The following is a 16,503-nucleotide window of genomic DNA, read 5'->3' on the forward strand; positions in this document are numbered from 1 at the left end:
GAAAGCCTTACACCACGCCGACGAAATCGCTCGCTGTCAGGGCGACATGCCCGACCAGATCAATCTGGAAATCTGCGCCATTACCGCTGTTGACATTGCCCTCCACATACGTGTGTTCAACCCCACCGACATTGGCGAAGTGGTACTTCAATTGCGCTTGGTTACTGAACTCAGTGCCGACGCCATTCCACTCGCCAAGGAAGGCAAAGTCCTGATTACCGGCGGAACCTGCGCCGGAAGTGCGGGCATCGATCAGCGTCAGATCGATGTGGTCAGCTCCCTGCGCAAAGTCGGTGATCACATCGCGGCTAGCGGTCGAAGTGCCGGAGTCGTTCATTGCGCTGAACATAAAGATGTCCGCCCCCGCCCCACCGGTCAAAATGTCGCGGTTGCCGTTGCCGGTCAGTGTGTCAGCGCCGCCTCCACCAATGAGGGTGTCGATGCCGCCTTGCCCGGTCAGGGCATTGTTGGCGCTATCGCCGGTCAAGCTGTTGGTACCGTTGCTGCCGAGAACATTCTCGATGCCGCTCAAGGTGTCATTACCGGTTTGCGAACTGCTCGCCAGGCCAGTAGACAGGTTGACCGTGGCGTTGGCCAAGGTCCCCGACAGGTCGTAGGTATCAGTGTCGCCACCACCCTCGTAGCTGTCATTGCCGTCATTGACCGACGCCCGGAAGGTATCATTACCAAGACCACCAAACAGGCTGTCCAGACCTTGCCCACCGACCAGGATGTCGTCTCCGCTGCCACCGTCGATCCAGTCGTTGCCGCCCTGGCCTTGCAAAAGGTTGCTAACGCTGTCGCCCTGGATGTGATCGACGCCAGAACTGCCGGTGACGTTCTCGATGTCGGTCAGGGAGTCATTGCCGGTTTGGGTGCTGGTTGACGTGCCAACAAGCAAATCGACCGTGGCCGACGCCGATGTGGCCGATAAGTCATAGGTATCGGTGCCCGTACCGCCGTCATAGTGGTCGTTGCCGTCATTCAGCGATGCCAGCAGCGTATCGTTGCCTGCCTCACCAAAGACGGTGTCGTTGCCGGCCACACCGCTAAGCTGGTTGTTACCGCTATTGCCATGGATGACGTTGTCCAGCCCGTTACCTGCGCCGTTTATGTTGTTCGCCCCCTGCAAGCTCAGGTTCTCGACGTTGGCACCCAGGGTGTAGCTGACCGACGACAAGACCGTGTCGGTGCCTTCGTTCAGGTTTTCCTGAACCGCATCGCCATTGGCATCCACCCTGTAAGTGTCGTTGCCGGCGTTACCCAGCATCGTGTCGTTACCGCTACCGCCGTCCAGTAAGTCGGAACCCAGTCCGCCGTTGAGGACGTCATTACCCGAGTAACCCATCAAGATGTCCTGATAGTTGGTGCCATTGAGCGTGTTGCCGAAGAAGTTGGTGCCTTCGATGAAGCGCCCTACCGCTTCCGAAGGTTCGGACGTCAGTTGTTCCACTGTGCCGTTGTTGTCGGTGTAAGTGGTGATGACCCGTAGCTGCTGGCCGAACTGCGCCGAGGTGGGCGCAAAGGTCGAAGCATTCGCCCCGGCAATACTGATCCAGGCCGCCCCCACCAGTGCTTGCCATTGGAAGGTGAACCCACTTGGCCCAGGCAAGCCGTCAGCGTCCTGTATGGTTGAGGTAATGGCGGTCAGCCGGTATTGAGCCGGCACCGGACGGCTAGGTGTGGTCGGCGCAGTGGCAAACCCCGACAGCAACGCATTGCCGGTTGGCAGACTGTTGGTGATGTTCAGGTTGACTGTGCGGTCGGCGAAGCGCAGTTTTTCAATGCCAGTCACGATATCAGTGCCATCGACATTCGCCGCGCCGACCCGCAAATCCACCACTTTGAACGCCGTGATCAACTCGCCACCCAGCCGAATGTCGGTGAACTTGGTAATGCTGTAGTCGGCAAAATTGCCACTGTACAGCGCTTCATCGGCTGCGCCATCGGCCGTGCCTGGGGCTGCGTGGTTATCACCCAAAATGAAGTCCAGACGGGCCGCTTGCAGTCCAGTAAAGTGCTGAGCGAACCCCTGACTGGCGAGCAAGTGATTCAGATCGGCGAGTTTGATCGAATCGCCGACGATTACGTCATTTCCGCCATTACCTTGAGAAACATCGTCGCCGCTGCCGCCTATCAACCAGTTTTCCGTGGCATTACCGATCAGCCCCGCCTGAGGGTTGGCCGGAGTCGTCGTGCTTGCACGACTATCGCTGAAGCGTGAACCGATCAAACCCTCAATGTCTGTCAGCAAGGCGTTGAACGGCTGGAACAGCACAGCGGTGCCCGGCGCCGCCACGATATTCTGATTGTTAAGGTCTGCCGCCGCATCCAGGGCAATGTTCACATCGCTAAAGGCCGCGATGTCGAAGCCCACGTCACCGAGGGCCTCATCGCCGTCACCTTGACCCGGAGCGCCACCCAGACCAGGCAGCAGAATGTCGTCACCGACACCGCCGAACTCCTGGTCGCCAGTGGAACCGCCGGAAATGATGTCATCGCCGTCCTCACCGAACAGAATGTCCGGGCCGTCGCCACCGTAGATCTCGTCGTTACCGTCACCGCCATGCACAAGATCAGTGTCGCCGCCGGCATCGATGTAGTCATTGCCAGCGCCACCGTACAACTCGTCGATCCCGGCTTCACCGTAGAGGTGATCGTTGCCATTACCGCCAATCACCACATCGAGGGCACCTGCGCTGGTCCCGGCATAGATGGTGTCGTCCCCTTCCCCACCATCGAGGAAGTCTTCGATATCACCGCCGTAGATCACATCGTTGCCGTCACCGCCATAGATATGGTCGGCACCGGCCTTGCCATCAAGGATGTCATCGCCACCTTCGCCATAGATCGTATCGTCGCCATCGCCAGCGTCGAGCCAGTCGTTGTAGTCAGTGCCAGACAATACTTCGTGCGAGTTGTAGCCCACTGCCGCTGTGCCATCAGGGTTCTGGCCCTGGTCCGGACGGTAGTCACGGATATAGGTTTGAACGGTATGCGTTTCCGGGCTGGTCAGGCTGACCAGCAAGCCGTTACCGCCAATTCCGCCCGCGCCACCGCTTGAGTAAACGCCGACATGGTTCGCCTCGATCAGCGTGCCATATTTGTGCTCGCCCTTGTACGCCGTCGCACTTGCGCCGGAGTCGGTGTTGCTCAGTTCGATGTAGCTGTCGGCGTAACCGAATACATCACCGGCCAGGTGCCGGGCATCTGTGGTGCGTTCAATGATGTCCTTGAATTGCTCGGTCACTACCTGTTCGTTGAGGTTGGTCATCGCCGGCAAGCCGAGATCAAGGCGGAACAGATAATAGAAACGGTCGCCATCCATCAACCGTTCCATCTGATCCTCGAAGATAGCGTTGAAGGTGGTGCCCAGTTGCCCGGTGTAGACATGTTTCTCCGCGAGGCCACCGATCCACAGATCAATCGCGTTGTAGCCGTCGTAACCGGCCACATGATTGCCGTTGGCATCTGCCGCACCGGAAAGGAAATAGGCCGCCTCTTCAGCCGTGACGCTGCCGCCGGCATAGTTGGTGGTAACACCTGAGGTATCGGCATCGATGATGGCTTGGGCATGGGCCACATCACCATCAAATGAATAGGCGGCGATGAAATTCACCAGTGACTCGGGGTGAATCATGTTGTTGGCGAAGTCACTCCAACTGGTATAGGGCGTCAAGCCATCCACGATCAGGTTCGTGTGATGCTGCGCGCCTGCCGGCGACGCCCTCTCCTCGACGAGTGCATCGTGAATCTGCTGACGCGCCTGGTTCAGGGTAGGCAGACCCAAGTCGCGACCACGAGCCAGGTTGATGGTCGCGAGGTCCAGCGGTTGACCGAGCAAGCCTTGTTGCAGGGCCGGGGTCACGAATTCGTCGATTTCGTTGCTGATCTGCCGGGTCATGCCCAGAGCAATGGCTGTCGGCCCCACCTCGGCAAAACCGCCGGGGTTGAGAAAAGCCTGCTCTAGCGCGTAGTGAGTGATTGCACCGGTCAGGTCGTAGCCACCACTGGCATTTTTTTCCAGAGCATCGATGGTTTCGCGTAGTTGCGAGTGGCCGAAACGAAACGCGGCTTGGCCATACTCCAGAGAAATATTGGCGTTAATGCCCGAGTCATAGGTCACAAACTCTGGCAAATCCGGGGTGATCAAACGCGCGTATTGGTCGATCGCAACGTGCTGGTATTCCATTTCCACGGTCAACTTGGTGGCATAGAACAGTTTGTCCTGATCCCAGGACACGGTGACGCCATCGGGCAGAGTGAAATTACCGTTGGCATCAGTGTAAAAACCGCCGCTACCGTTGCTCACCTGGACCTGCCAGTTATGCCGCACATTGACGTCTGTCTGCCCCAGCACCTCGTTCTGCAGGTTGATTAGCTGCACGTTGTGGTCTTCATGGAATATGTGGTGAATGGCGGTGAGGCCGAAGTTTTCGTTCACCCGACCATCACCGGCAATGTAGTGATCACCCACCGACTGCAGCAGCAACTCGTTGGCCACCGCAAAATCGGCACTGCCGGGAACCGCGCTGATGGAGAAGTCGGAAAAGTTGACAAAGCTGAACAAGTTTTTCGGACCCGAATTGTCATAATTGATGACCATCCCATAAGGGTTGTTCGTGTCGAACGTGATGCTGGTGATGTGCGCATCCAGCGACATCAGTTTCGCTTGATCGATATGCATATCATCAAAGTGCGGGTTCATGTCCAGCAGGATCGCCTCGCGGGTGTAAACCGCTTGTACGCCGGCGGTCCCAGGATCGGCATCCAGTACATGGCCGTTGGCATCCCGCACGCGGAAGTTCACGATATCGTCCCAGGTCAGATCGTCGCGACCGGTGGCCAGCACATGAGCGCGCAATTCGCTCAGGGTCGGCAACGTCTGATGGGTCAGCACACCGTTGAGGGTCCAGGAGGCTTCGTCGCTTAAGGTTGTGCCGTCAAACAGCGCCGCACCCGCGATGAACTGGCCGGGGTGATTGGGGTCCGCCACCCATTGACGCAGCAATTGAGTCACAGCCTCATTGGAGCCGTAAGTCTGATTCTGATCGATGTAGGGCGAGTCAAGGTTGACGTATTGCGCCTGGCCTTGACCGTCCACTTCGCTGACCGAAGCCCGATGCACTTTGATCGAGTAAACCGGCTGCCCGTCCGGGCCGATGGAGCCGTACAGCGGATCATCCGGCGCCAGAGGAATAGTGATCGTCGCGTTCTGATTGGGTTTGTTGATGAAATCCAGCCCATGGTCGAAAAACTGCCCGAACAAGGTGAACCAGCCGGTTGTCGACGGGTCACCGCTGACGGTGTTCTGGTTGCGAATGTAGTACTGCCCGGAATCCGGTGAGGTGCTATCCACCTCGCCAATGGTGCCCAGAATCCCCGGATCAGTAACGATCGCTACGCCCGTGTCGGTATGCTGGATGTACCCGTTGGCATCGGTAGCAAAAGTTACCCCGCCACTGACGATGGTCTGGCTGATCATCCGGGGGGTGTAGTCCACTAGTGAAGCTGTTGGATCGCTATACAGTGAGCTACTGTCAGCTATGGGCGTGACACCGGCGGGAATGCCCGGTCCGGCCAATGCGGCGTTATCCAGGTTCTGATGAACGTAATGCGTGTAGTCCGAATGGGTCAGGCGAATGAAGTTCTGACCAAAACTGCCCCAGCTCTGTCCGTCCTGGGTCAGGTTATTGAAGTGACCGGAGACGTCGCGCAAGCCGATCGGGTCCCGTGCGCCGTTGTACCAGCGGGATTCGCCGACCGGAATATCCAGGGGATTGAAGCTGCCGAGTATACCGAGCACATGGACCTTGCCGTCCGAACCACTGTAGCCGTAAAGAGGAAAGCCGGCGGCGTTATAACCGACGACATGAATGGTCGGAAACGTAACCTGCTGGTCAAGAAACGAAATATCGTTTTGATTAAGAGTGAAGCGCTTTAGCCCATACATGTCAGTCTCCAGATATCCTGAGTTGCTGGGTTTTTCAAACGACTTATCACGATGATCAGGGAACCAAGCCGATGGCAAAAGATGCAAAGGTCGAATCAAAAAATGAGACTTCTATCGCAGATGAAGCTCAGCCTTTGGTCGAACCAGCCCCTCCTGTTTGCGAGGAGGTTCGCAATGGAATCTGGCGCACCCGGATCAGGGGCCGAGCGCGCAAACTAAGTCACTCGACCCAGTTTGTCATTGCCGCTGCGGTGATCCTGGGACTGACCATGTTCTCCGTCGGCAAGCTGGTAAGCGAACGAATAGAAAGTGCCGCAGTACAAAGCGCGGCAGAAGCAGGCGCCCACTACATGGAAGCGTTTCTGGAACCCTATGTGCAGGAGATGATCCGGGACAACAGCCTTTCGACTGCAAGTGTCCAGTCCCTGGACCGCCTCATGGAAAATCGTGCGTTAAATCAACACATTGTCTCGATCAAGATCTGGCGAGCGGATGGCACGGTGGTCTACAGCACGAATAAAGCCATCACCAACCACAAATTCCCAATAGACGAGATCACCGAGGCGCTTAAGGGCAAAGTGGTCACTGCCCTTGAAGAGCTGAGCCAGAATGAGAACGAGTTCGAGCGCAATCTAAACGTTCCGCTCTACGAGATCTACGCGCCCCTGCGGGATTTAAGCTCCAGGAAAATCATCGCTGTGGGCGAATTTTATGAAAAGGCCGATACTCTGGAGCTCGAGATCAATCGCGTCCGACAGCAGGTATGGGGGGTCGTGGGCGCCGCGACGTTGGCAATGCTGGCGCTGCTTTTCTTCATCGTGCGACGCGGTGACAAGATTATTCAGCAGCAACAAGTGGCGCTGCACTTGCGGCTGCAGGAGCAAACCCGCTTACACATCAGCAATGCCGAACTCCAGCTCAAGATGGCGACGGCGACCCAGGAGTTTTCTCGAGTCAACGAACTCAACTTGAGGCGGATTGGTGCAGACCTGCACGACGGGCCGGCGCAGTTATTGACATTGATTCTAATCTGGCTCGACGAGTTGACCGAAAACTGCTCGGATGTCGATCAGGAGGCGTTCGAAACCATTCGTGGTGCCGCCACCGACGCACTGCGGGAGATCCGCGACTTATCACGAGGTCTGGCACTTCCGGAAATTAACGATTTGAACTTGGTGGAAGACTTGCAACTGGTGGCGCAACGGCACGAGCAACGTACCGGCACCAAGGTCAACTTAGCCCTAGGGCCGCTACCTGACGCCACGCCGCTGCCGCTCAAACTCTGTTTGTACCGTTTTGTGCAAGAAGCCCTCAACAACGCTTACCGTCATGCCAACGGCGAGGGTCAGGTCATCCAAGCGCAATACATTGATCAGGTATTAAATATCAGCGTCAGGGATAGTGGTCCGGGTATGGCGGCGGACGCCATGCAACTCGATATATCCGGCAGAACCAGATTGGGGCTCGCCGGTTTGCGTTATCGCGTTGAATCTCTGGGCGGGTTGTTCAGTATCGACTCTAGTACATCAGGAACGTCGGTCAATGCACAGTTCAAACTTTAGTCAGAGCGGTTCCGGGCATACATTGGTGTTTTCCCTGCGCCGATGTGAAATCGCCCGAGAGCTTCGCGTTCCCTGTAATACCGTAGGGCCGTGACCGCTTCGACACGATTTCGTACGTGCAGCTTCTGCATCACACAACTCATATAGTGCTTGACTGTTTTTTCGCTAATAAACAGCTTTGACGCAACCTCCCTATTAGTCAACCCCTTTGAAACTTCATAAATAACTTGCTCTTCGCGCTGGGTGAGATCAAACGCGTGATTCTCCGCTTCATGTTTCTTGAAATTACTCAGCAGTTTGTTGACAAAATCGGGGGTGATATACGTTTGCCCCTTGGCAACTAACCTGATAGCCGTGACCAGTTCCGGTCCGCTGACACCTTTCAACACATACCCGAACGCGCCGGCCTCCAGCGCCAAAAAGGCGTCATTTTCGGATTCTGAAACCGTCAGCATCAGGACCCTCACATCCGACAGTTCAGTGGAAATGAACCGCACCGCAGCGAAAACATCACCCGGCATATTGACGTCCATCAGCATCACATCCGGACGCACCCTCTGGGCGATATCCTTGGCATCTTGCGCACTGGCGCCCTGTTCCATGACCTGAAGATCCGCCCGTCGTCTCAGTATGTTGGCAACGCCCTCACGCAACAACGGATGGTCGTCGACAATGCCGATACGAATGAACGGATTCATGACGCGCTCCCGATAGGACTAGCACTCGAACGAAGAGTCATTCATTAATAGCAGAAAAGCCGGGATGACAGCGGTCATCCATCGTGTACTCCAGGCTCCAGGCGTTCGAAAATCAGGCTCAGGCCTGACACAAGCCGATCGTCAACGAACAATCACCTTTACAAGAAATATGAACAACTACACCACAACCCGTTGTTTTTAAAGCACTATGAAAGCGTCAAAAAAATGCAGCCGCATAAAGCCCGGATCCAACCTTATCCGACCAACGGTCGCTTTTGTGAGATCGATACCATCGAGCCGAGCCTGGACTTGAGTGAGCCATCGCCCACCGGTTTTGAGCGTGGCTGCGCGCGGCTTACCCACGGTTCCCTGGATCTGATGCTCAGTTTCAGTCAGCCGTGTATCTATCGAATCAGGAGCGCCTTTCTCGTCACGCACGTGCGCCGTCTCGATGACTTTAAGACCTGCTTTGATCTTGTCCGCTATCGGTCGACAGCAGCCGATCGTGAATGCATTCCCTAATGGATACAGCCCTGTACAAATGTTCTTCGGCGACGCTGACAGTCTTTAGGGAAAGTGTTGGTGATGCCGGTCGATCATGCCTTGACAGGGCTCGACACCCTGACGCTCAGCGATACCCTCAGCCACGCTTATGACGGTTTGCCGGGTTACACCCGAGCGCTGCTGGGCTGTTTGTCTCTACCGCTAACCGGCAAGGCTTGACTCTACCGTTAGGGGCAGACTTTACCCTTGGCACTTCATTATCTGGAGTTCGTCATGAAGAGCAAACGCATGCTCGTAATCCTCGGCCACCCTTCGAACGACAGCTTTTGCGGCGCTGTGTCCGAACGTTATGTCGAGGCCGCCACGCAAGCAGGCCATGAGGTGCGCCTGCTGCGCCTGGACACCCTGGACTTCGATCCGGTCTTGCACGATGGCTATAACCAGATCCAGTTGCTTGAGCCCGATTTGATCGACGCACAGAACGACATTACCTGGGCCGAACACCTGACATTGGTGTACCCGATCTGGTGGGGCGGCATTCCGGCGTTGCTCAAGGGGTTCTTCGACCGCGTGTTTCTGCCCGGTTTTGCCTTCAAGTACCGCAAGGGCTCGCCCTTCCCGGACAAGCTGCTCAAGGGCCGCACGGCTCACCTTCTGGTGACCATGGACACGCCTCCGTGGTACTACCGGTGGGTGTATCGCATGCCGGGCCTGCACCAAATACGCAAGACCACCCTGGAGTTCTGCGGCATAAAACCCCTGAAAACCCTGACCTTCGGTCCGGTATTGGGGTCCAAGCCGGAACAGCGTGAAGCCTGGCTCAAACAAGTCCAGGCAGTCGCCAGCCGCTGATCGGCCCCGGTCGGGCCGTGCCCCTGCGCTGCCCAACCGAGCCTCCCTGCCGTGACACCCTGTCCACCTTGGCTTCCCACCCCCTGACGCTTGTGCAAAGATGTCGCGCGCTTGTACGAGCGCGCGACATCTTTCCGCTTCTGATGCGTCAAAAAAAGGGATTTTCATGTACATCGGCAAAGCCGCCCAGCTGTCGGGCACCACCGTCAAAAGCATTCGACATTACGAAGAAATCGGCCTGTTGCCCCCCCCGCAACGCGAAGGCAAGTACCGCGTCTACAGCCAGCAAAGCGTAGAGCTGCTGACCTTCATCAAATGCGCTCAGCAACTCGGTTTCAAGCTCAAGGAAATGCAGGCCATTCTGCAGGATCATCGCGGCCAGGAGCTGCCCTGGGATCTGGCCATGCAGGCCATCGATAACAAAAAGCAGGAATTGATGGGGCAGATCCAGGCCTTGCAGCAAGTGCATGACGGCTTGGTTGAGTTTGAGCTGAGCCTCAAGGATGCTCAGATGCAATGCCAGTTCGAACACCTGGAAAAAGCCCGCTGAATCCGCACCGCCGCCCCTGAACGGCCATGGCGCCCCGTGCCGTTTTCAGCACGCAGGCGCCCCGGCGATTTAGCCTGGCACAGTCTCACCCCCCGGCTGCTCGCTCTCTTGCACTGCTGGCTGCGGCACAATCGAGGCAAAGAACCACGGCGAAATCAGCGTGACCAACAAAATGGTCATGAAGCCGCTGGATGACAGCGCCAGTATCACCAATACACCCAGGTCAATGACGGGTTTGTAGGCGGAGAACAGCAGCGCGACAAAGCCCATCGAGAAAATCACGACGTTGACCACCGTAGAGCGCCCGACGCCCTGCATGGCCGCCAGGATGGCCTCGTCGATCTCGATGCCCTTCTGCACCAGCATCTTGATCCGTGACAGCAGGTGAACGGCGTAATCCACGACGCCCACCACCAGGAACGTCACCAGTGTGGTACCGATGTTCAACTCGATATCCAACAGGTACATGCTGCCGTACACCGTCACCGACGTGGTCAGCAACGTCAGCATGCCGAGGATGCCCAGGCGTACTGACTTGAGCCAGAACATCATCATCAAGGTCACGGCCAGCAACGCCAGCGAGAAGCTCAGCACCTGACCCTGGGTGATTTCCTGCAACACCCCGGTCCATATGTACGGCGTACCGGCATGGGTGACTTGCAGGTTGGCCGGTTTGTTGATGGCCAGCCAGGCGTCCAGTTTATCGAGCATCGCCTGGTAATCGCCCGCCACAGATGAGGTCATGGTGAACAGCGTCACCGCCTTCGAGTAATCGGCATTGAGCACGTTCTGCAAGTCGGTGCCGCCACCGTTCTCGAACATCATGATGTGTTGTTCGATGAGCGAGTTGCCGTCGACATCGAAGGTCTCCGGTTTCCCGTCATCATCGACCACCGTCACCTGCTCCACCGCCTGCGGCACCCGCAGGAAAGCAGGGTTCATGTCGTTGAGCACGAGGTTCATGCGCTTGATGTAGGTCGCTACCGAATAGGTGTAACTCACGTTCGGCTGGGCCCTGATGAACTGGTCCAGACGTTCGAGGAACTGCACGGTTTCAGTGGTCAGCGCGCCACGCGGAGTCTTGGTGTCGAAAGCGATCCAGCCCGGCGATGTACCCGCGACTCCAGCCCGGTTGATGAACTCGTCGGACATCCGTACCGGGCTGTCCTTCTTGAAGTAGGCAATGCCCGAGTCTTCGATATCCACCTTGAACGTGAACACCGTCATCATCGCCAACAACGGCAGGGTCACCAGCAATACCGGCTTGCGCCAGCGAATCAGCCAGGCACAGAACACCACCAGATAGTGGGAGATCAGCGACTCTTTGAGTTGCACTTTGCGCGGGACGGCATCTTTGCCCCAGATCGAAATCCACGCCGGAATCAGTAGCAACGAGATGATCAGCGCCGCCGTCAGGCCGATGGACATGAACACGCCAAAGTTGCGGATGCTGACAATGTTGTTGGTGGTTGAAATCAAGAACGTCGCAATAGTCGTGACCGTTGTCAGAACTACGGGTGTGACCATCAGGCGCTGGGTTTCACGGTTGGCTTCGCGGAAAGACTTACCCGAATTGAGCTGTTCGTAATACTCGGCCATGACGTGGATCGCGTCGGCACAACAGATGGTGAACAGGAACACCGGCAAGACACTGGTGAGCAAGTCCATCGGCACACGCAGCAGCGCCATCAGGCCAAGGGTCCAGATGGTGCAGAACAGGATATTGAACAGCGGCAGCACCACGCCAAGTGGTTTGCGAAAGAAGAAAACCAGCAGAGAGGTCACCAACAGGAACACGATCGGGAACAGCATCGCCAGGTCGTGATCGATGATTTCCTGCTGGGCCGCAATGAAGATCGGCATGCCGGCGATGAACACCTCATCGGTGAACTCCGGGTGAGCGGCCTGGTACTTCGCGATGATCTCGCGGACCTGGTGATAGGCACGCAACTGGGCCTGAGCGTCGTCCTGTTTGGTGCCCAGTTCGGCGACGACCATGGCGACTTTCTTGTCCGCCGAGACGACGCCACCGACCATCTGCTCGTTGCCCATGATCTGCGCTTCGACCTTGACCGGGTCCATATCCAGGGCGTGCAGGGTCTTGTGGATCCACAACTCGCCATCGGCACTCAAGCTGATGTTTTCCAGGTCAGCCATCGAGGCCATTTCCTGGATCGGGTTGAGCCGCTCGGCAAGAAAGCTCAGGAACTGCAGGTCATGGCTGTCCCAGTGCCGGGCAATCCCATGGTCGCGCAGCGCTTTGGCAGCAGCGTAATCGTTCTGCGAAAAACCCTCGGCGAGGATCTGCACCAGCAAGCCCTGGGCATCATGGTCGTCACTGTGCAGGCCGACGATGCGCTGCAGTTCGACACGGTCCTCATCGTTCGCCAGCATCAACCGGCGTATGGCCTGGGACAGCTCGAACTGGGCGTTCAGCGACGTGGTGTTGAAGACACTCTCAGGGTTGCTCAGCGCCACCATGACCGAGTCATACGTGCCGGTGAACTCGCGCTGCAAATCAATGATCGTCTTGCGCGCCGGGTGAGTGTCCTTGAGCAGATACGGATTGGTGTCCGACATCAGCGCGCCGAGCGTGTAAGTGAAGTAGGCGGTGATCGCCACCAGCACGAACACAATTGCCCGCGCATAGCGCTCGACGAAGTTCAAGTATCTTTCCATGAATGAGGGTTCCAGATGAATCGAGAGCGGCGCTTAGCGGGCAGACACGGCGTATTCCGGCAAGTCGCCGGCTTTCAGCCCGCGCTTGATCGCGGTCTGCGTGAACAGGCGGTCGTCCAGCGCGACGTTGTACTGCAACTGGTTGAAGCGCAGCTGAGAGCGCGTACCGGCGATGAAGTCCTCGGTTTCGCTGAGGGTAATGCTGTCGATCTGGTCGATGGTTTCAGTCTTCAGGGTGCGCATCTGCTTGAACATCACACCTTTTACATCGAAGAAGTCCTGGCGCAGCACCAGTGAGTTCTTCTTGTCAATCCAGACCTTGAGCTTGTTGTAGCCGGTCTTGGCCAGCACGGCAGGCGTCGCCGGCTCACGCTCGATCACGTAGCAATCGCGGCCCTGCAACTGCTCTTCGCCAACCAGCGTTTGGCGATAGTCTTCGGCGCGAATCTTGTCGAGGTCGGCATAGGAGTAGTCGCTACCCATGAACGCCCCGCGTTTGTCGGTGGTGGAAATCCTTCGGGTCTGTCGGCTGACCGGCAAGTACATCCATTGGCTGTCTTCGAGGCCCAGGGCCTCGCGCGGGTTTTCGATGTGGAAGGCGACGTCACGCACATCACTCGGCGCGGAGAAATACATGGTGAATTTGTCGCTGTCCGGGTAATCCTTTTGCAGGTAGCTGAACTCGCGGATGCGGGTGTTACCTTGCTTGTCGATCAGGATCAGGGACACCTGGGACATGAAGCTCTTGCCGTCATCGCGGTCCCGGGCCTGGCGAATGATGTCGTCGGCCGTGCGTGTTTCAGCTGCCATGGCGGCAGCGGCGCTCAGCAGCAGTGCGCTTACAGTCAGGGTCTTGAAGATGGGCAACATCGCGATTTCCTTTTCATTGTTTGAGTGGTTCGCACACCGCACCGGTGTGGTCAGAACAGATAACCGGCGGACAAGCGCACCTGGTCGCGGTTGGCGTACGCACCGAACTGGCGGTCGGGCTTGCCGAAGAACACATCGACTTCGAGCCCCAACTTGAGCCAGTCCACCGGTTTGTAGGTGAAGATCCCCTGAACGAAACTGTCGTCCTGCGCTGGCGGCGACATACCGAAAACCAGACGGGTCTTGAGGCGATCCTGGAACTGCGAGCCTTCGGCAGACACGGTGAACAGGTCGTCGCGTTTGTCCTGGACCATGCCGGGCTGCCAGTCGAGCAGCCGCTGATGCTGCCACTGCGTCGAGATCAGCCAGTCCCGCAATAGGTAATCGACGCCCAGCAGCGACTTGGTCATCGCCGTCTGGTCGCTGCCGTAAGCGCGGTAAGGGTTGGTGACGCGCCAATTGTCGAAGTAGGCGACTTCACTGCGTACCACGATGCTGTGGCCGGCATCGATGGCCACACTGGCGCCGCCCATGGAATAGCGCGGGAATTGCCGTTCGAGGCGAATCAGGCCCTCGTCGGTCTGGCCTTCGACGGCGTAAACCGGGTCCTGTTGGCGGGCGTTGAGGGCCACGAAGCTGACATCCACCGTGCCGATCCGGCCGTTGGCACTGGCGCCGTAACCGAAGCCACTGTGACCGTCATAACCGGGCCGCGAATCGACCACAAACATCTGCGGATCGGGTGTGGCAAAGATAGGTGCATCGAACTCGCTGCCGACGGCCGGCGCCTGGTTCTTCACAAAATCAGTGATCACCAGCGCTTCCAGCTCCCACTCGGCGACCGGCTGCACCAGGCGAATCATCGGCACGGCGATGCGGCTGTCTTCCAACAGACCGATCACACCCTCGCGATAATCCAGCGGGTTGATCTGATCGAGCACCCGTAATTCATCTGCACGCCCCCACACCACCTGCTGCCAGCCCACCGTCAGCTCGCCGTCACCGACGTAGAGCCCCCAGTAAAGGTGCCGCCAATCGGCAGTCGCCCGGTAATCGTCCCGGGCTTGCGCGCTGTAGGGGTTGTTGCCGTCATAACGGAAGTCGTAGCGGGCTCGGCCCTTGGCCTTGTAGTAGCCGCTGTCCCAGGCATCCTCCAGGCTGAACTTGAGGTACACGGCCTTTTGCGTGACCTGGTCGTCCCCGTGCAGACGCACGGCCATGGCAACGCCGATCTCCGCTTCATGATGCCCCGGCAACCACTCGGCGATCGCCACTGGCGAGCCGAGGCTGACCAGCGCGGCCAAAAGGCCGCGGTTCAATCCCAGTCGAGCCATGGCTACATTCCCAACCCGGCACCGCCGTCGATCATCAGGCTTTGCGCCGTGACGCCACTCGCCTGCGGGCTCGCCAGATAACGGACCATGGCCGCCACTTCGTCACCCTGAATGAAGCGCCGCAGGGGCAACTTCTTCTTCGCATTGCGCAGGATTTGCTCGTGGGTGATCCCGGCGATGCGCGCTTGAGCCGCCAATTCGCCTTGCAGCATCGGTGTGTCGATCCAGGCGGGCAGGATGGCATTGACGGTGATTCGCCGTGGTGCCAGGTCCAGCGCCAAGGCTTTGGTCATGCCGATGATGCCGTGTTTGGAGGCGCAGTAAGCGGTGTTGCGGACCTTGCCCGCTCGGCCGAGGATCGACGACATGTTGACGATCCGCCCACCATCCGCCATCAGTGGCAGGCACAACGAGGTGACGTAAAAGGTGCCGTTGAGGTTGATCGAAATCACCTTGTGCCAGTTGTCGAGGTCTTCGGGTTCGTTCTCGTCGCAGACCCCGGCGCTGTTGACCAGCACATCGACAAAGCCGACCCGGTTGGCCAGGCCCTTGAACAGGAGTTGCAGGCTGGCGAGATCGGCGATGTTCGCTTCATGGGTTTCGATGCGAGCGGCAAATTCGCCCTCGGTGACCCACCTCTGCAAGGTTGGCAGATCCCGATCAAGCAAGATCAAAAGGTGCTCGGCCTGGGCTGCAAAATTTTCCGCGACGGCGCGGCCAATACCATTGGCCGCGCCGGTAATCACAATCGTGCGTGCCTGGCTCATAGCATTTTCAATCCGCCGTTGACGGACAAGACTTCGCCCGTGACGTACAGGCCGTGCTCGGCCAGATACAGCACCGCGTCGGCAATTTCTGCAGGCCGGGCGAACCGTTTGATCAACAGCCGCGACTGGATTTCCTGCTCATGGGCGCCGACCAGGGCTTCGCTCATGTCGGTGCTGACGATGCCGGGCGCTACCGCGTTGACCCGGATGTTGCGCGGCGCCAACTCCACCGCCAGTGCACGCGTCAATGCTTCTACACCGCCTTTGGCGGCGGCGTAGTTGCTCTGGCCCCTGCCGGGCTTTTGCGCGGCCACGGAACTTAGGTTGACGATGCACCCGCTGCGCTGGCGCATCATGCAGGGCAGCACCTGCTGACAGCACAACAACGTGCCGACCAGGTTGGTCTGGATGACCTCGGTGATGTCGCTCACCGATTGCGTGGCGAGCAAACCGTCACGGGTAATACCGGCGTTGTTGACCAACAAGTCGACACGCTCGAAACGCTGCTCGACCCGTTCGAAAAACGCCTGAATGCTCTGCGCATCCTTGACATCACACTGCGCGGCCAGGCACTCCCGGCCGAGCCCTTCGACCTGCGCCTGCAAGGCAGCGGCTGACGCCTCGTCACGGACATAACTGAAGGCAACCTGATAACCTGCGCCGGCCAGGGCCAGCACGATGGACTTGCCAATGCCGCGACTGCCGCCGGTCACGACAGCTATTTTCTGAGTCAT

General features: G+C 58.0%; 10 protein-coding genes. 3 read left to right on the plus strand and 7 right to left on the minus strand.

Annotated elements, in window-relative coordinates; genetic code table 11:
* Window positions 1-7: 7 nt before the first annotated feature.
* Window positions 8-5,953 (minus strand): peroxidase family protein, encoded by a 5,946-nt coding sequence (locus ACIQYU_RS19570; protein ID WP_402801620.1) that lies wholly within the window; start codon window positions 5,951-5,953, stop codon window positions 8-10.
* 71 nt (window positions 5,954-6,024) lie between these two features.
* On the opposite strand from ACIQYU_RS19570, the gene ACIQYU_RS19575 reads away from it, so the two are divergent.
* The gene (locus tag ACIQYU_RS19575) at window positions 6,025-7,515 is read left to right on the plus strand and encodes an ATP-binding protein (protein WP_233687442.1); all 1,491 of its coding nucleotides are present in this window, start codon (window positions 6,025-6,027) and stop codon (window positions 7,513-7,515) included.
* Here ACIQYU_RS19575 and ACIQYU_RS19580 read toward each other — a convergent pair.
* Window positions 7,512-8,213 carry a response regulator transcription factor gene (locus tag ACIQYU_RS19580; protein WP_233687443.1) on the minus strand — a complete coding sequence of 234 codons (702 nt, stop codon included), beginning with the start codon at window positions 8,211-8,213 and terminating at the stop codon, window positions 7,512-7,514. The genes ACIQYU_RS19575 and ACIQYU_RS19580 overlap by 4 nt on opposite strands.
* 777 nt (window positions 8,214-8,990) lie before the next feature.
* Here ACIQYU_RS19580 and ACIQYU_RS19585 point away from each other — a divergent pair.
* Together ACIQYU_RS19585 and ACIQYU_RS19590 are read left to right on the plus strand one after the other, a co-directional pair.
* Window positions 8,991-9,569 carry an NAD(P)H-dependent oxidoreductase gene (locus ACIQYU_RS19585; RefSeq protein WP_207837189.1) on the plus strand — a complete coding sequence of 193 codons (579 nt, stop codon included), beginning with the start codon at window positions 8,991-8,993 and terminating at the stop codon, window positions 9,567-9,569.
* Between the two features lie 166 nt (window positions 9,570-9,735).
* Window positions 9,736-10,119 (plus strand): MerR family transcriptional regulator, encoded by a 384-nt coding sequence (locus ACIQYU_RS19590; protein WP_207837225.1) that lies wholly within the window; start codon window positions 9,736-9,738, stop codon window positions 10,117-10,119.
* A gap of 69 nt (window positions 10,120-10,188) precedes the next feature.
* Here ACIQYU_RS19590 and ACIQYU_RS19595 read toward each other — a convergent pair whose 3' ends face one another.
* The 5 genes from ACIQYU_RS19595 to ACIQYU_RS19615 are packed head-to-tail and all read right to left on the minus strand — an operon-like array spanning window position 10,189 to window position 16,503.
* Window positions 10,189-12,798, minus strand: a complete 2,610-nt coding sequence (locus ACIQYU_RS19595) for an RND family transporter (protein WP_233687444.1) — start codon at window positions 12,796-12,798, stop codon at window positions 10,189-10,191.
* Window positions 12,799-12,831: 33 nt separating this feature from the next.
* Window positions 12,832-13,668 (minus strand): outer membrane lipoprotein-sorting protein, encoded by an 837-nt coding sequence (locus ACIQYU_RS19600; RefSeq protein WP_402801627.1) that lies wholly within the window; start codon window positions 13,666-13,668, stop codon window positions 12,832-12,834.
* 50 nt (window positions 13,669-13,718) lie between these two features.
* Complete coding sequence (locus ACIQYU_RS19605) at window positions 13,719-15,002, minus strand: DUF1302 family protein (protein WP_402801630.1); 1,284 nt, start codon at window positions 15,000-15,002, stop codon at window positions 13,719-13,721.
* A 2-nt stretch (window positions 15,003-15,004) separates the two neighbouring features.
* Complete coding sequence (locus ACIQYU_RS19610; RefSeq protein ID WP_233694208.1) at window positions 15,005-15,769, minus strand: SDR family NAD(P)-dependent oxidoreductase; 765 nt, start codon at window positions 15,767-15,769, stop codon at window positions 15,005-15,007.
* On the minus strand, window positions 15,766-16,503 hold the full coding sequence (locus ACIQYU_RS19615) for a 3-oxoacyl-ACP reductase family protein (protein WP_233694209.1): 738 nt from the start codon (window positions 16,501-16,503) through the stop codon (window positions 15,766-15,768). The genes ACIQYU_RS19610 and ACIQYU_RS19615 overlap by 4 nt, the downstream gene beginning before the upstream one ends.

This window comes from Pseudomonas sp. NPDC096925, from assembly GCF_044762545.1.
Lineage (GTDB): Bacteria > Pseudomonadota > Gammaproteobacteria > Pseudomonadales > Pseudomonadaceae > Aquipseudomonas.